Origin of the sequence: Shimia sp. MIT910701 (genome assembly GCF_047126315.1) — a bacterium.
Taxonomy (GTDB): Bacteria; Pseudomonadota; Alphaproteobacteria; order Rhodobacterales; family Rhodobacteraceae; genus Shimia.
On sequence record NZ_CP138953.1, the window covers coordinates 2,202,926 to 2,222,598 of the forward strand.

The 19,673-nt window shown below is 59.0% G+C and carries 20 protein-coding genes; 14 read left to right on the plus strand and 6 right to left on the minus strand.

Features of this window, described 5'->3' with window-relative positions; translation table 11 throughout:
* Window positions 1–118 precede the first annotated feature (118 nt).
* From SIB38_RS10520 to SIB38_RS10530, 3 genes are all read right to left on the minus strand, one after another.
* A complete protein-coding gene (locus SIB38_RS10520) occupies window positions 119–763 on the minus strand; it encodes an SDR family NAD(P)-dependent oxidoreductase (protein ID WP_294113904.1) in 645 nt (214 codons plus the stop codon).
* 26 nt (window positions 764–789) lie between these two features.
* Window positions 790–1,263, minus strand: coding sequence for a DUF1178 family protein (locus tag SIB38_RS10525; RefSeq protein ID WP_294113902.1), 474 nt, complete (start codon window positions 1,261–1,263; stop codon window positions 790–792).
* 72 nt (window positions 1,264–1,335) lie between these two features.
* Window positions 1,336–1,818: an NUDIX hydrolase gene (locus SIB38_RS10530; RefSeq protein WP_294113901.1), complete on the minus strand. Its 483-nt coding sequence runs from the start codon at window positions 1,816–1,818 to the stop codon at window positions 1,336–1,338.
* Between the two features lie 733 nt (window positions 1,819–2,551).
* Between SIB38_RS10530 and mraZ the strand changes: the two genes are divergently transcribed.
* From mraZ to SIB38_RS10585, 11 genes are all read left to right on the plus strand, one after another.
* Complete coding sequence (gene mraZ, locus SIB38_RS10535; protein WP_366010435.1) at window positions 2,552–3,043, plus strand: division/cell wall cluster transcriptional repressor MraZ; 492 nt, start codon at window positions 2,552–2,554, stop codon at window positions 3,041–3,043.
* A gap of 2 nt (window positions 3,044–3,045) precedes the next feature.
* The gene (rsmH, locus tag SIB38_RS10540) at window positions 3,046–4,038 is read left to right on the plus strand and encodes a 16S rRNA (cytosine(1402)-N(4))-methyltransferase RsmH (protein WP_294113896.1); all 993 of its coding nucleotides are present in this window, start codon (window positions 3,046–3,048) and stop codon (window positions 4,036–4,038) included.
* Complete coding sequence (locus tag SIB38_RS10545; RefSeq protein ID WP_294113890.1) at window positions 4,038–4,385, plus strand: cell division protein FtsL; 348 nt, start codon at window positions 4,038–4,040, stop codon at window positions 4,383–4,385. Before rsmH ends, SIB38_RS10545 begins: the two co-directional genes overlap by 1 nt.
* Window positions 4,382–6,166: a peptidoglycan D,D-transpeptidase FtsI family protein gene (locus SIB38_RS10550; protein WP_412551986.1), complete on the plus strand. Its 1,785-nt coding sequence runs from the start codon at window positions 4,382–4,384 to the stop codon at window positions 6,164–6,166. Before SIB38_RS10545 ends, SIB38_RS10550 begins: the two co-directional genes overlap by 4 nt.
* Window positions 6,167–6,187: 21 nt before the next feature.
* Window positions 6,188–7,669 (plus strand): UDP-N-acetylmuramoyl-L-alanyl-D-glutamate--2,6-diaminopimelate ligase, encoded by a 1,482-nt coding sequence (locus SIB38_RS10555; protein WP_294113886.1) that lies wholly within the window; start codon window positions 6,188–6,190, stop codon window positions 7,667–7,669.
* Window positions 7,666–9,108 (plus strand): UDP-N-acetylmuramoyl-tripeptide--D-alanyl-D-alanine ligase, encoded by a 1,443-nt coding sequence (locus SIB38_RS10560; protein ID WP_294113885.1) that lies wholly within the window; start codon window positions 7,666–7,668, stop codon window positions 9,106–9,108. The genes SIB38_RS10555 and SIB38_RS10560 overlap by 4 nt, the downstream gene beginning before the upstream one ends.
* Complete coding sequence (mraY, locus tag SIB38_RS10565; protein WP_412551987.1) at window positions 9,108–10,190, plus strand: phospho-N-acetylmuramoyl-pentapeptide-transferase; 1,083 nt, start codon at window positions 9,108–9,110, stop codon at window positions 10,188–10,190. Before SIB38_RS10560 ends, mraY begins: the two co-directional genes overlap by 1 nt.
* Window positions 10,191–10,221: 31 nt before the next feature.
* Window positions 10,222–11,280 (plus strand): hypothetical protein, encoded by a 1,059-nt coding sequence (locus SIB38_RS10570; RefSeq protein WP_412551988.1) that lies wholly within the window; start codon window positions 10,222–10,224, stop codon window positions 11,278–11,280.
* Window positions 11,281–11,345: 65 nt separating this feature from the next.
* The gene (gene murD, locus SIB38_RS10575) at window positions 11,346–12,746 is read left to right on the plus strand and encodes a UDP-N-acetylmuramoyl-L-alanine--D-glutamate ligase (RefSeq protein ID WP_412551989.1); all 1,401 of its coding nucleotides are present in this window, start codon (window positions 11,346–11,348) and stop codon (window positions 12,744–12,746) included.
* A 162-nt stretch (window positions 12,747–12,908) separates the two neighbouring features.
* A complete protein-coding gene (locus SIB38_RS10580; protein WP_295177977.1) occupies window positions 12,909–13,226 on the plus strand; it encodes an HPF/RaiA family ribosome-associated protein in 318 nt (105 codons plus the stop codon).
* Window positions 13,227–13,326: 100 nt separating this feature from the next.
* Entirely contained in the window at window positions 13,327–13,500 is a 174-nt protein-coding gene (locus SIB38_RS10585; RefSeq protein ID WP_294113877.1) for a hypothetical protein, read from the plus strand.
* A gap of 19 nt (window positions 13,501–13,519) precedes the next feature.
* Here SIB38_RS10585 and SIB38_RS10590 read toward each other — a convergent pair whose 3' ends face one another.
* Window positions 13,520–14,704 (minus strand): NAD(P)/FAD-dependent oxidoreductase, encoded by a 1,185-nt coding sequence (locus SIB38_RS10590; RefSeq protein ID WP_412551990.1) that lies wholly within the window; start codon window positions 14,702–14,704, stop codon window positions 13,520–13,522.
* Window positions 14,705–14,846: 142 nt separating this feature from the next.
* Here SIB38_RS10590 and SIB38_RS10595 point away from each other — a divergent pair, with 142 nt between their 5' ends.
* A complete protein-coding gene (locus SIB38_RS10595) occupies window positions 14,847–15,392 on the plus strand; it encodes an RNA polymerase sigma factor (RefSeq protein ID WP_412551991.1) in 546 nt (181 codons plus the stop codon).
* On the plus strand, window positions 15,389–16,126 hold the full coding sequence (locus SIB38_RS10600; RefSeq protein WP_294113872.1) for a hypothetical protein: 738 nt from the start codon (window positions 15,389–15,391) through the stop codon (window positions 16,124–16,126). The genes SIB38_RS10595 and SIB38_RS10600 overlap by 4 nt, the downstream gene beginning before the upstream one ends.
* Before the next feature lie 68 nt (window positions 16,127–16,194).
* Here the strand turns inward: SIB38_RS10600 and SIB38_RS10605 are convergent, their stop codons facing one another.
* The gene (locus tag SIB38_RS10605; RefSeq protein WP_412551992.1) at window positions 16,195–16,905 is read right to left on the minus strand and encodes a c-type cytochrome; all 711 of its coding nucleotides are present in this window, start codon (window positions 16,903–16,905) and stop codon (window positions 16,195–16,197) included.
* Window positions 16,906–16,973: 68 nt separating this feature from the next.
* Window positions 16,974–18,266, minus strand: a complete 1,293-nt coding sequence (locus tag SIB38_RS10610; protein WP_412551993.1) for a sulfite oxidase — start codon at window positions 18,264–18,266, stop codon at window positions 16,974–16,976.
* A gap of 238 nt (window positions 18,267–18,504) precedes the next feature.
* Here SIB38_RS10610 and SIB38_RS10615 point away from each other — a divergent pair, with 238 nt between their 5' ends.
* The gene (locus tag SIB38_RS10615) at window positions 18,505–19,671 is read left to right on the plus strand and encodes a putative peptidoglycan glycosyltransferase FtsW (protein WP_294113867.1); all 1,167 of its coding nucleotides are present in this window, start codon (window positions 18,505–18,507) and stop codon (window positions 19,669–19,671) included.
* Window positions 19,672–19,673: the final 2 nt, after the last annotated feature.

Sequence of the window (19,673 nt, forward strand, 5' to 3'; positions counted from 1 at the left end):
GGGCGGCGCATGTGTCGGGGACGCAAGGCTTGACGGCAGGGGGAGAGGAGGGGCCAGCCCCTCCGGCACAGAGGATGCGCCTCCTCCCCGGGATATTTGAAGGAATGAGAATGCGGGATCAGACCGGGTGCGCGCGCCCGTCCCAGGTTTCAAAGCAGCCGGTCGTCTCAAGGCTCAGGGCATGGAAGCGGTCGACCAGGCCGGTTGCCGACTCCGCCACAGTGATGTCACCGCCTTCGCCACCCATATCGGTCTTCACCCAGCCGGGGTGATAGATGCCGACGGCAATGCCGATATGCTTGAGGTCTTGTGCCAGATTGAGGCCGAGGTTCAGGGCCGCCGCTTTGGAGGCGCGATAGATGTAGCCGCCACCGCCAACTTTGGTGGAGGAGCCCATTTGCGATGAGATGATCGCGATTTTTGGGTTTTGGGCCAGCTGCAGGTTGGGCAGCAGGTTTTGCACGGTCAGAAACACGCCAGTGACATTGGCGGCAAAGGTCTGTGCCCAGAGGTCTGGCGCATAGCCGTCCGCGAGGTTCTGGCCTTTGTCGAGGAATACGCCTGCATTGCAGACCAGCAGGTCAATCGGTTGGGTGTCCAAAGCCTGTGCCATGGCGCGTTGGCTGTCCGCATCGGTCACGTCCAGTTTTAGGCATTCGCCGCCCGCACGGCTGGTGCCGGTGACCTGGTGTCCTTGCGCGCGTAGGATTTGATCGAGGGCCAGTCCAATGCCGCGATTGGCGCCGGTGATGAGGACATGCATGGGGTGGCTCCTGTATGTGTGTGAGATCAGTTGGTTTTGCGACCGATGTTAAAGGGCAGTGGTGCAACGGGCACGCCATCTTCGATCAGGGCTTTGGCCTCTTCAATCTTGGCTTCGCCATAAATTGGCCGTTCAGGGGCGTCGCCGTCATGCATGGCGCGGGCCTCGCTGGCGAAGTCTTTGCCAACATAGTCGGAATTGGCCTCGACATGGTCGCGCAGCTCTTTGAGGGCTTGTTCGGCTGGAGAGGCGGGTTGGCTCAGCGGGCCGGGTGCGGTTGCGGCTTCGGGTGTCGGGGCTGGTGTGGTCTCTTGCGGTTTGGCGGCGGCGGAGCGGGCGGGGCGCACGCGCGGGGCCATCATCGCCTTCTCTACATTGGTGTCACCACAGACGGCGCAGGCCACCATGCCCGCAGCCTTGAGTTTGTCAAAGGCGGCGGCGGATTGAAACCAGCTGTCAAAGCGGTGGTCGTTGGCGCATTTCAGAGTGTAGTTGATCATTGTGCTGTGATGGTGCCCATGTTCAGTGGCGCGAACATAGGCGTGGGGGCGGTTGGGATCAAGCGACGGGGGTTAGCCTTTGGCGGAGATTGTCGCTGGGTCAAAGCTGCGCACCAGTTTGGCGAGTTCGGGGTGGGCGATGCGTTTGGCGGCCTTTTTTGGACGCAGCCATTTGCGGTCCCGTTGGCCGGTTTCTGGATAGATGCGCGCGAGCTTATCCACTTCCAGAGGGTACACAAGCACCCGAATGGTTTGGCCGCGTTTGGGGCCGCGGGTTTTGCGGTAGCGGTAGGTGCCCAAACAATGCTTGCGCGCGCGGCCCAGAATGCCCGCTTCTTCCCAGGCTTCCTGCGCAGCGGCTTTGTGGGGCTTCAGGTCGGCCATCGGCCAGCCCTTCGGCAGCAGCCACTGACGGGTGCCGCGTGAGGTGATCAGCAGGACTTCGGCTTTTCCCTTGTGGATGCGGTACGGCAGGGCGGCAAACTGGATGTGTTTGCCGCGCTTCTGTGCCTTGCGGATCATGCTGGCCGTGGCGGTTGGGTCAAGCAGCCCCATGTCGTCTCCAAAAGTCCGGTGCTCGGGTAGGGGCACCCTAGAAGCCATGCCCGGGCAAGCCAAGCGGTTAGGTATGCAACGTTTCGCAGTGTTGCGAAGCGGTTTGGGATTTTGTGGGAAAGATATGGGAAGTCCCGCTGGGAATGCATGGGATCCGCATGGGAATGGCGGCGGGTTTGCGCCGAATCAGTTTCAGAACGGCGGAGATTTGCCCTTTTGATCGGGCTGTTATGGGGCGCTCTTGACCTTCTGTGGAAAAAAGTTGGGAAAACTTGGGAAAAAGTTTGGCGCCTAAAGGGGCGCTTTATTTGGTGGTTGGTTCTGGATTGATATCCTAAATATGGTGTCATCACCCACAAAATTGCTCTCAAAATCGCGAGGTTGGGTGAGCTTGGGTCGCGCGTGAAGCATTTTTGTCCACAAATTCCTGTTGATTTCCATGAATTCCCATGGCATCCCTGTCTGCACGATGAGGACGGGACATAAAGAGAGGCGCTAAGACCTCCGATCCCAAGTCAGGTTTCATACAGGCACCCGCTTTCATCGAAAAAAAGAGATCCGGTGCGTGGGCGAGCAGAACATCCCCCCAGGTGGCACGCGCAACTGGACTACCCGCAGAAGCGGGACGAGGGCGGCGGGTTGATCAGTGGCAGCAGATCAATCCGCCGTTTCGCTTCCAGCCCCGGGGAGGGCAGGGACAACAGGTTGAAAGGGGCCATAGGCAGTGGCGCTCATGTTTCGCGGCGAAAGCCGTAACAAGGTGGACAGCAAGGGACGGATGTCGATTCCGGCCAAGTTCCGCCGTGTGCTTGAAGCAGGCGACCCTGAGTGGAAAAGTGGCGAAAACCCCAACCTGGTGATTGTCTACGGCGGCAAGACACGCGAATTTCTGGAATGTTTCACGGTTGAGGCGATGGATGATGTGGTGAGCCGCATCATGAAAATGCCCCGTGGCAGCAAAAAGCGCCTGGCGCTGAGTAAATTATACCTCACCCAATCGTTGGAAGTGTCGGTGGATGAAACCGGCCGCTTGGTGTTGCCCAAAGAGCAGCGCGACAAGATTGGGCTCGACAGTATGGCGTTCTTTGCCGGTAAAGGCGACACGTTTGAGATCTGGAACCCAGAGACATATGACGCCACCCAGGAAGAGGCGCTGGAGGCGGATGAGGATTTTGATCCGGATGCCGATCCGTCGATCTACCTTGATGGCGACGAGGATTTCTAACCATGGCGACGACTGACGAACCCGCCGCCAAACGTCCTCACATTCCAGTTCTGCTTGCGCCGCTCCTGCGCGCAGTGGCGCCGGTGTCTGGGCGGTGGCTGGATGGCACCTTTGGCGCCGGGGGCTATACCCGTGGGCTGATCGAAGCCGGGGCCAGCAAAGTGTATGGCGTGGACCGCGACCCTCTCGCGTTTGAGATGGCCGCACCTTGGGTGGGCGAGTATGGCGATCAGATTGAGCTGGTTGCCGGTGTGTTTTCCAAGATGGACGAATATGCCCAGGACCTGGACGGCGTGGTGCTCGACCTTGGGGTCAGTTCCATGCAGCTTGATTTGGCGGAGCGTGGCTTTTCTTTCATGAAAGACGGCCCGCTGGACATGCGTATGAGCCAGGAAGGGCCTTCGGCTGCTGATCTGGTGAATGAGGCTGACGAGGCCGATCTGGCTGACATCATTTATCAATACGGTGAAGAGCGCGCGAGCCGGCGGATTGCCAAGGCGATTGTGCGCGAGCGTAAGGCAGAACCGATCACCACAACGCTGCGGTTGGCGGAGATTGTGGAGGGCTGTTTGCCACGGCCAAAACCTGGGCAGAGTCATCCGGCAACGCGCAGTTTTCAGGCATTGCGGATTGCGGTGAATGACGAATATGGCGAGCTGTTTCGTGGGTTGATGGCGGCGGAGCGGGCCTTGAAGCCGGGCGGTTTGCTGGCGGTGGTGACCTTCCATTCTGTGGAAGACCGCATGGTCAAACGCTTCCTTCAGAGCCGCGCCGGAAAAACTGGCAATGTGAACCGCTATGCACCCGAGACCGAGCAGGAAAAGCCAGCGTTTGAGTTGATCACGCGCAAGGCGGTTGGGCCGGACCCGGACGAGTTGGAAGACAACCCGCGAGCGCGGTCCGCGAAGTTGCGCGTGGCGCGACGCACCGATGCGCCGTCCGGTGAGATTGCGGGAAAAGCCATTGGAATGCCGACACTTGGGGGACGTAAGTGATGCGGATGGTGTTGTTTATCCTGGCCGCAGGGATGGTGATTGGGCTCTCGGTTTGGGCCTATCAGGAGAACTATCGTACTCAGGCAATGATTGGCGAGACCGAACGTTTGCAGCGTGAGATTGGCGAGGCGCGGGCGCGTTTGGCTGTGTTGAAGGCGGAGTGGGCTTATCTCAACCGTCCGGACCGGCTGCGCGATCTGACGGAAATCAACTACAACGACATGCAGCTTTTGCCGCTGCGCCCGGATCAGTTTGGCCGGATCGAGCAGGTGGCGTTCCCGTCCGTTGACGCGCCGATCACCTTTGAGAACGCGGTGGAAGTCTCCTCTGAGGAGGCCAAGCCATGATCCGCAAGCCGCTGCGCCCGTTGGCGTCGATCCTGCATGCGCGCAGTGCCGGTGAAAATCCGGATCAGATTGAGCGCGCCAACCTGCGCGAGCGGCATGAAGAGATGCGCAACAAGGGGCGTGCGCGGGCCGAGGGGCGGTTGCTCATCATGGGCGCGCTGTTTGCCGGCGCGTTTTTGACAGTTGGCGCACGGATGGCCGTGGTCAGCATGTCAGAGGCGACCGAGCCGCGCACCAGCTACGCCGGCAGTCGCATTCAGGCGGAGCGCGCGGATATTGTCGACCGCAAGGGCCGCATTTTGGCGACCAACTTGGAAACCCATTCCATCTATGCCCATCCACATGAGATGATCGACCCGGCCTTTGCGGCGCAAAAGCTGGCGGAGATCTTCCCGGATCTGGATGCCGAGAAGCTGGAGCGTAGGTTCAAAGACGGCCGTAAGTTCTACTGGGTGAAGAAAAAAATCTCCCCGGAGCAGAAGCAGGCGGTGCATGACATTGGTGAGCCGGGCTTGCTGTTTGGGCGTCGTGAGATGCGGCTGTATCCGAACGGGCGCTTGGCGGCGCATATCCTAGGCGGGGCGTCTTTTGGCGAAGAAGACGTGCATGACGCCGAGCTTGTGGGCGTTGCCGGTGTAGAAAAATACTTCGACGATGCTTTGCGGGATCCGGCCAATGGCGACAAGGCGCTGACGCTGTCGATTGACCTTACGGTGCAAACTGCCGCAGAGCGGGTGCTTTGGGGCGGCATGAAGTTGATGAACGCCAAAGGGGCGAGCTCGGTTTTGATGGATGCGCATACTGGCGAGATCGTCTCTATGGTGAGCCTGCCGGATTTTGACCCGAACAACCGGCCAAACCCACCGGTGCAGGGGCAGGCGGCGGACAGCCCGTTGTTCAACCGCGCGGTGCAGGGGCTTTATGAGCTGGGGTCGACCTTTAAGATTTTCACGGCGGCGCAGTCTATGGAGCTTGGGTTGGCGAACCCGGAGACCAAGATCAACACCGCTGGCCCGTTGCGTTGGGGCAAGTTCAAGATCCGCGATTTCCGCAACTACGGCGCGCAACTCACCGTCACCAAGGTGATCGTGAAGTCGTCCAACATCGGCACCGCACGCATGGCGCAGGTGATTGGCGCAGCGCGGCAGCAAGATTTCCTCAAGCAGCTAGGCTTCTTTGATCCAACACCGGTGGAACTGGTTGAGGCCAAAGGGGCGCAGCCTCTGTTGCCTAAAAACTGGTCCGAACTCTCGACCATGACGATTTCTTACGGCCACGGAATGTCGGCCAGCCCGTTGCATTTGGCGGCTGGCTATGCGGCGATTGCCAATGGTGGCACCAAGGTGGTGCCGACGATCCTGAAGCAGGATGCGGTGGTGAAGGGCGAGCGCGTGATGAGCGCGGCGAGTGCCGAAGCCTCGCGTCTGATGTTGCGCAAGGTGGTGAGCGAAGGCACGGCGTCCTTTGGCGAGGTGCCGGGGTATGCTGTGGGTGGTAAAACTGGCACCGCAGACAAGCCGCTGGAGAGCGGGCGCGGGTATTATGAGGACAAGGTGATTGCCACCTTTGCCGCTATGTTCCCGGCGCATGATCCCAAATATGTGCTGATCCTGAGCTTGGATGAGCCAGTGGAAACCTCCGGTGATGAACCGCGACGGACGGCGGGGTGGACCGCGGTGCCGGTGGCGGCAGAGATGATCACGCGCGTGGCGCCGCTTTTGGGCCTGCGTCCCGAGGTTGAGCCTGCGCCTTTGGCTGATATAACGCTGACATCAAACTAAGCCAAATAAGGGCATTCACAGATGGCAGCAGGCACAAAACAGCTTTCAGAATTGGGTCTGACAGCCATGGGTGGGCTGAACCCGGCGATCACCGGATTGGCGGTGGACAGCCGTGAGGTGAAAGAGGGATTTCTCTTTGCTGCCCTACCGGGCACGCGGGTGCATGGCGGTACATTTATCCAGTTTGCGCTGCGCATGGGCGCGGCGGCGATCCTGACCGATGCAGCGGGCGCCAAGATTGCCGAACAGGAACTGGCGGCAAGTGACGCCGCGCTGGTGATTGCCGAAGATCCACGTCAGGCGCTGGCTTATACGGCGGCGCTGTATTTTGGCGCGCAGCCGGGGATCATGGCAGCGGTCACGGGCACCAATGGCAAAACATCGGTAGCGACATTCCTGCGTATGATCTGGCAAGAGTTGGGTCTTGAGGCGGTGAACCTGGGTACAACTGGGGTTGAGGGTGACTTCACCGCGCCGCTCAATCACACCACGCCGGAGCCAATCACCTTGCATCGCACGTTGGCGGCCGCAGCGGAGGCCGGCATTGGGGTTGCCGCGATGGAGGCCAGTTCGCATGGCTTGGCGCAGTGCCGTCTGGACGGGGTGCAATTGAAGGCGGCGGGGTTCACCAACTTCACGCAAGATCACCTCGATTACCACGAGACGTTTGATGAGTACTTCAACGCCAAAGCGGGGTTGTTTGGCCGGGTCTTGCCCGACGATGGCACAGCGGTGATCAATGTCGATGATCCACGCGGTCTGGATATGGCGATCATTGCCGGGGGCCGTGGACAAGGTGTGATCACCGTAGGTAAGGCTGAGGCGGACATCGCGCTGATGGCGCAGCGGTTTGATGCAACCGGGCAGGACATTCGGTTTACGTTCCGGGGCAAGGCTTATCAGCAACGATTGAACCTGCTGGGCGGGTTTCAGGCGGAGAACGTGTTGTTGGCCTCAGGACTGGCGATTGCCTGTGGCGCAGAGCCGGAGCGGGTGTTTGAGGTTTTGCATGAGCTCAAAGGCGTGCGCGGGCGGATGCAGCTGGCGGCCACACGGGAAAACGGCGCGGCAGTGTTTGTCGACTACGCCCATACGCCAGATGCAGTGGCAACCGCGCTTCAGGCCATGCGCCCGCATGTGATGGGGCGTTTGATTGTGATTGTCGGCGCTGGGGGCGATCGCGACGCGGCCAAACGGCCGTTGATGGGACAAGCGGCGGCGCAAAACGCCGATGTGGTCTATGTCACTGATGACAATCCGCGCACCGAAGACCCTGCCACAATCCGGGCCGCCGTGATGGAAGGCGCGCCGGAAGCTACCGAGGTGGACGACCGCGCCAAAGCTATTTTGCTGGCGGTGGATGCATTGGGGCCGGGGGATACGTTGTTGATTGCAGGCAAAGGTCATGAAACCGGCCAGATTGTCGGCGACGACGTGTTGCCATTTGATGATTGTGAACAAGCCAGTGTGGCCGTGGCCGCGCTGGACGGGGGGATCGCATGAGCCTGTGGACATCTGAGGCCGCCGCTAAAGCGACCGGCGGCAAAGTCACCACTGCGTGGGAATGCGATGGTGTGTCGATTGACACGCGCACCATCGCGCCGGGCGACTTGTTTGTGGCGCTGACGGCGGCGCGGGACGGGCACGAGTTTGTGGCGCAGGCGCTGGAAAAAGGCGCGGCGGCTGCCTTGGTGAGCCGGGTGCCGGAGGGCGTGTCACCAGATGCGCCGCTGTTGATTGTGGATGATGTGCTTGAAGGGCTGGAGGCGCTGGGGAAAGCCGGGCGCGCGCGCACCGACGCGCGGGTTGTGGCGGTGACCGGCTCTGTTGGCAAAACTTCCACAAAAGAAATGCTGCGTGCCATCTTAGGCGGGCAGGGTCGGACCCATGCCTCTGTGGCGAGCTATAACAATCATTGGGGCGTGCCACTGACCCTCGCGCGGATGCCGCAGGACACCGAGTTTGCGGTGATCGAAATTGGGATGAACCACCCCGGTGAGATTTCGCCGCTTGCAAAGATGGCCCGACCGCATGTGGCGCTGGTGACTACGGTGGCGGCGGTGCATTTGGAAGCCTTTGAGAACGTGGAAGGCATCGCGCAGGAAAAGGCGGCGGTATTTGACGGACTTGAGCCGGGTGGCATTGCGATTGTGAACGCTGACATTGAAACTGCCGATGTGTTGCGCACCCATGCGCAGAGCCTGTCAGCGGAGATCCAGGAGTTTGGTGAAACCGCCAAAGACTGGCGGTTGGGTGACGTGAAGCTGACCGGCAATGTCACTGTGGCGCGCGCCATTCATGGCGGCGATTTGGCAATGTTCAAAGTGCAAAGCGCCGGACGGCATTTTGCGATGAACGGGCTTGGCGCTTTGGCTTCCGCCGAGGCCTTGGGCGCGGATTTGGCGCTGTCGGTGGCTGCTTTGGGACGCTGGACGCCGTTTGTGGGTCGTGGCGCGCGGGAAACGATTTATCTCGATCCGGTAGAAACCGAACGCACGTTGGTGCTGATTGACGAGGCCTACAATGCCAACCCAACCAGCCTTGGAGCGGCGCTCGAGGTTTTGGCGGCGGCGGTGCCTACCAATGGCGTGGGCCGGATTGGCAAGGGTCGTCGGATTGCCTTTGTTGGAGACATGAAAGAGCTTGGCCCACAAGAGGTTGAGATGCATGCGGATTTGGCGGGTCACCCGGCGATGAAAGACATCGATGTGGTGCATTGCGTGGGCCCGTTGATGCAGCATTTGCACGCCGCCCTGCCAGAAGAAAAACAAGGGCAATGGGTCGACACCAGTGCCGATCTGGTGCCGGATGTGCGTAGGCTGGTAGATGCGGGCGACGTGGTCATGGCCAAGGGCAGCCTGTCCATGGCGCTGTCCAAGGTGGTTGACGCCATCCGCAAACTGGGCCATCCCGCCCCGCAATCCAAAAACGAGGACGCGTAATGTTTTATTGGCTGACCAGTCTGTCAGACGGCGGTGATTTTTTTAACCTGTTTCGCTACATCACCTTCCGCGCAGGCGGGGCGTTTATGACAGCGCTGATATTTGGTTTTATCTTTGGCAAGCCCCTGATCAATGTGCTGCGCCGCAAGCAAGGCAAAGGCCAGCCGATCCGCGATGACGGTCCTGAGGGGCATTTTGTAAAAGCGGGCACACCCACCATGGGGGGCCTGCTGATTGTGGGGGCTTTGGTGACCTCTACCTTGCTTTGGGCGCGTTGGGACAACGGTTTTGTCTGGCTGGTGCTGTTTGTGACGCTGGCTTATGGGCTGATCGGTTTTGCCGACGACTACGCTAAGGTTTCCAAGCAAAACACCAAAGGCGTGTCGAGCAAAGTGCGCTTGTTGCTGGGCTTTGTGATTGCCGGTGTGGCCGGGGTCTGGGCGACTTATTTGCAGCCGGAGGCACTACAATTGCAGCTTGCTGTGCCGGTCTTCAAAGAAGTGCTGATCAACCTCAGCTGGGCCTATATTCCATTCGCCATGTTTGTGGTTGTGGGCGCGGCCAATGCGGTGAACCTGACCGATGGCTTGGACGGCTTGGCGATCATGCCGGTGATGATTGCCGCCGGTGCGTTGGGTGTGATTGCTTATGCCGTTGGGCGGGTCGACTTTACCCAGTATCTGGACGTGCATTACGTGCCGGGCACTGGCGAAATCCTGATTTTTGTCGCAGGTTTGATCGGCGGCGGGCTGGGCTTCCTCTGGTATAATGCGCCGCCAGCTGCGGTGTTCATGGGAGACACCGGCTCGTTGGCGCTTGGTGGTGCTTTGGGTGCGATTGCAGTGTCCACCAAACACGAGCTGGTGCTGGGCATCATTGGCGGCCTGTTTGTGGTCGAAGCGCTCAGTGTGATCATTCAGGTGCTCTACTTCAAACGCACCGGTAAGCGTGTGTTCCTAATGGCGCCGATCCATCACCACTATGAGAAAAAGGGCTGGTCAGAGCCGCAAATTGTGATCCGTTTCTGGATCGTTGCGGTTATCTTAGCAATGATTGGACTGGCGACGCTAAAACTGCGATAATGGGTTTTTATTGTAGTTTTGGACAGGTGGTATGGGTTCAGGTAATTTTGAAGAGTATATAGCCGACCGTTGCATTTTACACATTGGGCCGCCCAAAACGGCGACCACAACCATTCAGCGAACTCTGAGGCGCGCGGCGCCTCAGCTCATTTCCTCTGGGGTGCTGTATCCCTCTGTGGCGGTCAATCACAGGTTCCTGGCAACTTTATGCGCCAGCGATCCAATGCGTCTTCGTCAAGTGTCTAAGCACAATTTGACCCTGGAGGACGTAACCAAAAACAATACTGACAGTCGGCGCGAGTTTGAGGACGAGTTCTACGCGACCAAACCGAAAGTTTTGCTTCTGAGCTCCGAGCATCTGGTGCAGCTTCATGAGGACAGAGCAGGGCTGAACACACTGCGGAACTATCTGTTGAAGTTTGCAAAACGTATTGAGGTTGTCTTTTACGTACGCGACCCGCTTTTGTTAACAATCAGTCGTTTGTTTCATGGCATAAAACGGGGGGACCGGAGATTGAACACTCCGTTGGCCGCGATACCCGAATTGCCAGCACCTCAGATTATTGAAGCGTATCGCGCCGTATTCGGTTCTGAGTCTCTTAAGCTGGTGATGTTTCCGGGCGACCCTCCGATAAAATCGGACATCATGGCGAGTTTTTGGAACGCTGCTGGTCTATCAGCGTTGGGACGCAACATTGAGACGATGAGCTTGAACCAGTCCTTGTCCGGCGCGGGACTGTTGATTGCAGACGCTCTGTCAGACATCCGCCATGAATCGCTTGGCCACGTCATGAATGGGTTTCAACTGCAGCATATCGACGGGCCAAAATTGCGATTGGAAGCAGGAAGTGTCGCGTTGTTGCGGGCACGTTGCGAAGAGACTTACATCTATTTTCGGGAGACCTGGGGCATAGAGTTTCCGGATTGCGATCTGGCCGGTCCGCCGCGCGAAGAGCAAAACCTCTTCACCGATGAAGCCGTGCAAGGGATTGCGCAAACCATTTCTGATTTGGCGGAAGAATTGACTTCTGTCAGGCAAAAGGCGGCGCATTTACGGCGCAAGCTCAAACAAGAGAGAAATAAACACTAGAGCGCACGTCAGTATCTGTTGCTATGAGTAAGACGTAAGTGACTCGGAAAGTGGCAGGCGAAAAAATGATTCCAGTGCAAGGGTATGACGGCGCAAATGTGGCTGTGTTGGGGTTGGGGCGGTCCGGCCTTGCCACAGCGCGGGCATTGCGCGCAGGTGGTGCGGAAGCGATTTGCTGGGACGACAATCCAACGGCGCGGGAAACGGCGGAAGGGGAAAGCTTTGTCTGTCGCGATTTGTCTCGTCAGGGCGCGTTTGAGGATGTTGCTAGCCTGATTGTCTCGCCGGGCATTCCGCATTTGTATCCTGAGCCGAACCCGGTTGTGGCCTCAGCCTTGGACGCGGGTGTGCCAGTGGACAATGACATTGGCTTGTTCTTCCGCAGCTTTGCCACACGGCAATGGGACAATTTTGAAGTCACGCCCAAGGTGGTGGCCGTGACCGGATCCAATGGGAAATCCACCACGTCTGCGTTGATTCATCATGTGTTAACCGAGGCGGGACGGCGCACGCAGCTGGCAGGCAATATTGGCCGCGGGGTGCTGGATATTGATCCAGCGGAGGACGGTGATGTGGTGGTGCTGGAGCTGTCGAGCTATCAGACCGATCTGGCGCGCAGCCTGACGCCAGATGTGGCGGTGTTTACCAACCTGAGCCCGGATCATCTCGATCGGCACGCGGGCATGGGCGGTTATTTTGCCGCCAAGCGTCGTTTGTTTGCGGAAGGTGGCCCGGACCGCGCCATCGTCGGCGTGGACGAGATTGAGGGCAAATATCTGGCGGGGCAGCTCTCAGAAGGGCCGGCAGATGATCGGGTGATGCGGATTTCCACCGAGCGTAAGCTGACCGGGGCGGGCTGGAATGTCTTTGCCCGCAAGGGCTACTTAAGTGAGTACCGCAAAGGCCGTCAGGCCGGGTCGATTGATCTGCGCAATATCAAAGGCTTGCCGGGTACGCACAACCACCAGAATGCCTGCGCCGCCTATGCGGTGTGCCGGGCATTAGGGTTGGCGCCGCGCGTGATCGAAGCCGGGTTTACCTCTTTCGGCGGTCTTCCCCATCGCAGCCAGATCATCGCGGAGCAGGACGGTGTGACCTATGTGAACGACAGCAAGGCGACCAACGTTGATGCTGCCAAGAAGGCGCTGTCCGCTTTCAAAAACATCCGCTGGATTTGTGGCGGGCTGGAGAAAGAGGGCGGTCTGGGCGATTTGGTTGAGAGTGCCGGTGGGGTCAAGAAGGCTTATGTGATTGGGCGCGAGGCGGCCAGCTTTGCGATGCAGCTCAAGGGCGTTGAGGCCGAGGTTTGCACCGACATGGCGACGGCTGTGGCCAAAGCTACGGCGGAGGCAGAGGCGGGCGATACGGTGTTGTTGGCGCCTGCAGCCGCGAGTTTTGACCAATACAACAGCTTTGAGAAACGCGGCGAGGATTTTGCCAAATGTGTCGAGCAGGCGCTCTCCTGAAGGAGGGCGCTGCCACGGCTTTTTGAGCAGGTTTGATCAACATCAAAGTGGGCGGAAATTGGCCTGTCTATCCTGAATTCACGCAAGGAAATGAAGAGCTTGTTCCTTGTAAATCACGCAGGCGTTCATAGGTCTGTAGTGTAACGATGAAAGGATCTGACGATGCAAATTCAGGTGAATACCGACAACTTCATTCATGGTGACGAGCGTGTGATCGAGGTGGCTGAGCTGGCCGTTTCCAACGATCTGGAACATATGAGCGACCGTCTCACCCGAGTGGAAGTGCACCTGAAAGATCAGAACGCAGACAAGCACGGCCCGGACCACATCCTCTGCACCATGGAAGCGCGGCCACGTGGCAAAGGCCCGCTGTCTGCCCATCACGAGGCGGCGGATATACAGGCCGCGCTGAAAGGGGCCGCAAAAAAGCTGCGCACTCGCCTGACCAGCGAGTTTGGCAAGGCGGACAAGCACCACTGAGCCGAGGTTTAACCTCAAAAGCCAAGAGTTACATGGCGTCGCCGGACTTTGGCGACGCCATTTTTGTGCTACGCTGTTTCTGAACTACGGGGAAGGGACTGTGCATTTTGATTTAGCACATACGGTTATCATTGTTGTGGCGCTGGTCGTGACCAAGCTTTTTTTGATTGTCACAGGGCTTGTTTCGGAAGAAGAACGAAAACTGGTCAGTTGGAAGATGATCCTTGCCTACTTTGTTGTCATTCTATTTGTGAACGCTGTGTGGGAGCACTGACTAATCAAGGCAGTCCCACTTACTTCAGTTTTGCTGAGATTGCTTGTCCGGCGGCCCATCCTGAGGACCAGGCCCATTGGAAGTTGAAGCCGCCAAGCCAACCGGTGACATCGGCAGCTTCGCCGATCACATAGAGGCCGGGCACGGCTTTGGCTTCCATGGTCTTGGAGGACAGCCCGTCCGTGTCGATGCCGCCCAGGGTGACTTCGGCGGTGCGGTAGCCTTCGGTGCCGGAGGGCACCATTTCCCAGTTTTGTAAGCTGTCACACAGGGATCGCAGTGCCACGTCGGACTGATCCGCCAGATTGCCAGACAGGTCCATTTCGCTCGCCAGATGCTCAACCAACCGACCCGGCAGCAAAGTGGCCAGTTCGGTGGTGAGGTTGCGGCGCCCTTGCGCTTGGCGGCGGTTGCGCAGCTCCTCAACCGGATCGCTGTCCGGGAAGAGATTGATGTGGATTGGTTGACTTTCCCGCCAGTAGGAGCTGATTTGCAGCATGGCAGGGCCGGAGAGGCCGCGATGGGTGAACAGCATGGCCTCGTCAAAGGCAGTGCCGTTGGCTGTGGCACGCACCGGATGCGCGACGCCGGAGATGGCTTTGAAGCGGCCATCGGAGAAGGTGAAGGGCACCAGCCCCGCGCGGGTGTCCGTGACCGCGAGGTCAAACTGGCGGGCGATGTCATAAGCCAGGCCCGTGGCGCCCATCTTGGGAATAGACTTGCCGCCGGTCGCCAGCACGAGGTTCTTGCACGATAGGGTGTCGCGGCGACCGGATTTTTCGATCTCGACGGTGAAACCTGCGCCGTCATGCCCGACGGCAATGATCGTAGTTTCCAGCCACAGCTCCGCCCCGGCTTGCGCCATTTCAGACCGCAACATTGCGATAATGTCTTTGGCGGAGGTGTCGCAAAACAGCTGACCAAGAGTTTTCTCATGGTAGGCGATGCCGTGGCGCGCCACCATTTCGATAAAGTCCCACTGGGTGTAGCGGCTGAGGGCGGATTTGCAGAAATGCGGATTGCCGGACAGGAAATTCTCGGGGCCCGCGTACATGTTGGTGAAGTTGCAGCGTCCGCCGCCAGAAATACGGATTTTCTCGCCCGGCGCTTTGGCGTGGTCAAGCACTAATGTGCTCCCGCCGGTTTGCGTTGCGCACATCATGCCAGCGGCGCCAGCGCCCAAAATGATGGTGTCCCAAGTCATAGGCGCGGGGTGCCTGATGCGGCTGCGTCCGTCAAGAGTTGAAGGGTAGGACCGTTGCATTTGGAATGCTGCGTCGGGCGTGCATCTTATTTGGATTTTGCATCCACAAAAGCTGGCAGAGCGGGCGGCAATCCACTACGCTGTGGCCCATGAGACGCGACAGCACACTTCTTTGCCATCAGTCTACGGCGCAGTAATGACGATAGAGGTATTGCTGCCGGAACTGCGGGCCTATGCCATGTCTCTTGCCAAGAACCGGCATGATTCTGAAGATCTGGTGCAGGACGCCGTGGAGCGTGCCTTGCGGTCCGACAACTGTCCTAAATTAGTGAAGGAACTGCGGCCCTGGCTGTTTCGTATCATTCGCAACCTGCATGTAGATGAGACGCGAAAAAATCGGGTGCGAACGGAATATTCCAATGCGCAGAGCCGTTTATCTATTGATCTGACGCAAAGCCAAGATCACGCGGATGGCGTAGCTGTGCGGATGACATTTGCGACCTTGCCCGCGCCGATGCGAGAGGTGTTGTTTCTCGTGGATGTCATGGGCATGAAATACGCTGAAGCCGCAGAGATAATGGATGTGCCGCATGGTACGGTGATGAGCCGGGTGAGCCGCGCGCGGCGCGCGTTGATCAAAGCAATGGAAGCCGGCTCTGACGGGGCTGATGAGGATACCAAAAGATGACCGAGCTGAGCGACAGCGATTGGGATCTGGTCAACGCCTATGCGGATGACGAACTGCCTGCCTCTGACCAGCAGGCGTTTGAAGCGCGCTTGAACGTTGAGCCCGCCTTGCAGGCGGCGTTGCAGCAGGTGCGCATGGTGTCCGGCGCTTTGGCGCAGATGCGGCCGGATGTGGCCCCTCTTGAGGCGGCACCGGCACAACCAGCCAACCGCAACTGGCGGCCATTGGCGGCCTGTGCGTCTATTGCCGCGGCTGCTGTAATTGCGGCGGGCGTGTTCTGGATGTCGTCCAAGGCGTCCACGGCACCTTTGGCGTTACATCAGGCGTTTCTGGACACCCCCTATGCGTTACCGTCCGGCGGAGAGGTGCGGCGGGTTGAAGGGCAGGCGGACGCTTTGGCGCCAGAGTTGGCACTGGCCAATCTCTATCTGGTGGATCGGGTGGCGTTGTCCGGTGATCGCAGTGCGGCCCATTACAAAGGGCGCAACAACTGTCGTTTGACGTTGATTTCCGGTCCAAATCTGTCGGGCGAAGACGTGCCGGACGGGATGCGCGCGGCGCAGTGGGAAAACGGCGGGCGTGGCTTTATGGTGATGGCCTCGGGCATGGATCAGCGCCGGTTTAACGCGATTGCAGAGTTTTTGCGCCAAGCAACCCATGCGCCAACGCAGCCCAATACGGTTTTGGCGATGAAACAGGCCACGGATGCGGCCGCGCCCTGTCAGCAGGTCTAAAAGACAGACCCTCCACCATTCAAATCTGCGTTTCCCGACGAATGGTGAAAGGCCTTAGGTATCTGGGGTTAGCTTTTGCCTGGGAAGTTGGGGCGGTCTTCGCCGTAGTGCTCGCTGAGATAGTCCAGAATGATGGTCAGGTCCGGCTCTTCGATTTCGCTCATGCCCTGATCCTCGACCATCCATTCAAACAGTTCTATCCAGCCGTCGCGGGTCAGGCCTTGCTGGGCGACAATCATTTCTGAGTGGCAAGCGGAGCAGGCGTAGTAGGTTTCTTCCACGCCGGGCGCGTCAAACAAGATGCCATATTCATACTCTTCTTCCGCCGCTTCAGCTGCGGCCGGCGCGGCTGCGGCGTCAAAGCTCAGCGGTGCATCGCTGTTCTGGTTGAGGAAGGCGATGAGGTTGGCGCGGTCGGTAGCCTTTTTCATGCCTGCAAAGGACATCTTGGTGCCTTTGACCAGCGCCTTGGGCTTGGTCAGGAAGGCATCCAGCTGCTCCACAGACCAGGTGCCACCAAGGGCGACAAGCGCCTTGGAGTATTTGTAGCCGTCCACGCCCGCGACAGGTGCGCCGACGATGCCATAGAGGTTGGGGCCGGTCTTTTTCTTGCCGCCCTTTTCGGCCGTGTGGCAGGCCTTACATTTCTTGAACGCCTTCTCCCCTTTGGCGATTTCTGCGGCGGGCAGCAGATCAGCGACGGTTTCGGCAGTGGACATGGCTGGCAGAGCAATCGTGAGGCACAAGCCCAGAGTTGCCCCGATGGCGGGGATACGCATGAAGGTCTCCTGAAATTCGATAGAGGTCGTGGTGCGGACGGCGCCTGCGCGCCGTCCGAAGTGTGGGGTTAGCTGACGCGCAGACCAACCCGGTGCATGGTGTTGTTGAGGTAGCCTTTGGGGTTCCAGTCGATGGCAAACGGCTGCATCTCGCCGTTGCTGTCGGTGGCACGGGCCCACACCTCGTAGTAGCCAGCCTGGGCAAAAGACACGTTGGCGCGCCAGTTTTGCCAGGCGCCGGAGTTCACCGGTGCATCCAGCTCGGCGGTCTGCCAGGTGGTGCCAAAGTCGGTGGAAATTTCCAGCTTCTCAACCGTGCGGTCGCCGGACCAGGCGTGGCCGCGCACTGCGGTTTCCATGCCCACGTCCGCGCCGTTGGCCGGGAAAGTCACCAGCGATTTCACCGGCATGCGCTCGATGATCACGAAGTCTTCGGTTGCCACTTTTTCGCCCGGCGCAACCGGACGGTTTGGCACGCGGTAAGCTTTGCCGGTCATTTTTGGGCCGTCATGTACCACGTCACGCAGCTCGATACGGGTCAGCCATTTCTGTGCTGTGGAGGCGGGCCAGCCCGGCACAACCAGACGCAGCGGGGCGCCGTTCAGCGGGTGCAGCGGGGCACCGTTCATTTCAAAGGCAATCAAAACCTCTTCAGTCATCGCCTTGGCAATCGGCATGCCGCGCGAGATTGGCAGCTTCTCGGGATCGCCGGACAGGTGGGTGTCGGCGCCATAGTGGGCGGTGTAAACCACATTGGACTGCACGCCGGCGGCTTCCAGAACGTCTTTCAGACGGACACCTGTCCATTCGGAGCAGCCCACGGCGCCGTAGGTCCACTGGTTGCCTTTGGCAGGCGGGTTGAAGAAACCACGGCCGTTGCCGCCACATTCCAGCGTCAGGGCGCGGGTGACCACTTCGAATTTGGATTTCAGGTCGTCAATGGTAATGGTCATCGGGGTGTCGACAAAACCGTCGATGGTCAGTTCCCAACCCGCGGGATCGGTGTTCTCTGGCGGAATGCCGTTGTTGCGCACAAAGTGGCGGGAGGTTGGGGTGATAGCGTCATCCAGCAGTTCTGGCGGGGTTTCCGCGTTCACCGGGCGGTCGTTCAGCAGGGTCAGGCCGTCTTTGCCAACCAGAACATCCTCAGACGCCATGGCCGCTGGTACAAAGCCAATTGGCATGTTGCGGTGGAACGGGATCGAGGTGCCCACCATGGCCGCCATGGTGGCAAGGCCGGTGCGTTTCAGAAAACCGCGGCGGTCCGGGTTTGGCACGCGGCCAAAGAACTCGCGGTCTGCCTTTTCCGGATCAGCTGAAAAAAAGCTGTTTACATCCTTGGTCTTATCGTTGTCGGCCATATTGTCCTCCCATGGCGTCGTGCTGTTGGACGCAGCCCCTGGAAGAGGGGTTGCAAGAAAGAAACGGATGGGTGCGACAATTTATTCCTCTGAGGGTCACTTTTTTTGACAGGGCGTGAGGTTGGGCATGAAAATGCCGCTGGGGGTTCTCTTTACTTTCCATAAAAGGGTTTGGGTGTTAGAGTTTGTCCACAGACCCGGCAAACGGGCGTTTTGAGGCAGAGATCGGCGGTTCCCGATGACAGAGATGGTGTATGGCGCGTTGCCTTCGCAGGCGCGTGAGCCCGTGCTCCCCAAGTGGTGGCAGACCCTGGACAAATGGACGATGGCGTCCATTGTGATGTTGTTTTTGATTGGCTTGATGCTGGGCATGGCGGCGAGCCCGCCCTTGGCGGCCAAAAACGGTTTTGCGCCGTTTCACTATGTACAGAAGCAGGTGATTTTTGGTGGCGCGGCTTTGGTGGCCATGGTCATCACTTCGATGATGTCACCGCAGCTGGTGCGCCGCTTGGCGGTGATGGGCTTTGTCGTGACGATGATCGCGGTGGCCTTGCTGCCAATCTTTGGCACCGACTTTGGCAAAGGCGCAACGCGCTGGTACTCGCTTGGGTTTGCCTCGCTGCAACCGTCCGAGTTTCTCAAGCCGGGGTTTGTGGTGGTCTCGGCGTGGTTGATGGCGGCCAATGAGGAAATCAACGGCCCGCCCGGGCGGCGTTGGTCCTTCCTGTTGATGATGACCATTGTGTTCATGCTGGCGATGCAGCCGGATTTTGGGCAGGCCTGTCTGATCCTGTTTGGCTGGGGCGTGATGTATTTTGTCTCTGGCGCGCCGATGCTTTTGATTGGCGGGATTTGCCTGTCGCTGCTGCCGATTGCCAATTTTGCCTATAACAACTCCGAGCACTTTGCGCGGCGGATTGATGGTTTCCTGGATCGCTCGCTCGATCCAACCACCCAGATTGGCTACGCCACCGAGGCGATCCGCGAAGGCGGGTTCTTTGGCGTTGGCGTGGGCGAAGGGCAAGTGAAGTGGTCGCTGCCGGACGCGCACACGGATTTCATCATTTCGGTGGCGGCAGAAGAGTACGGCCTTGTGCTCGTTTTCGCCATCATGATCCTCTATGCGACCATCGTTCTGCGCTCATATTTCCGACTCATGCGTGAGCGGGACCCGTTCATTCGGCTTGCGGGCACCGGCCTTGTGGCGATCTTCGGCGTACAAGCGCTGGTCAACATGGGGGTCGCGGTGCGGCTACTGCCTTCTAAAGGTATGACTTTGCCATTTGTCAGCTACGGCGGCTCGTCCCTGATTGCAGGGGGGATTGCAGTTGGCATGATTTTGGCGTTTACCCGCAGCCGCCCACAGGGCGAAATCAGTGATATTTTACGGGGTCAAACCCGTTAACA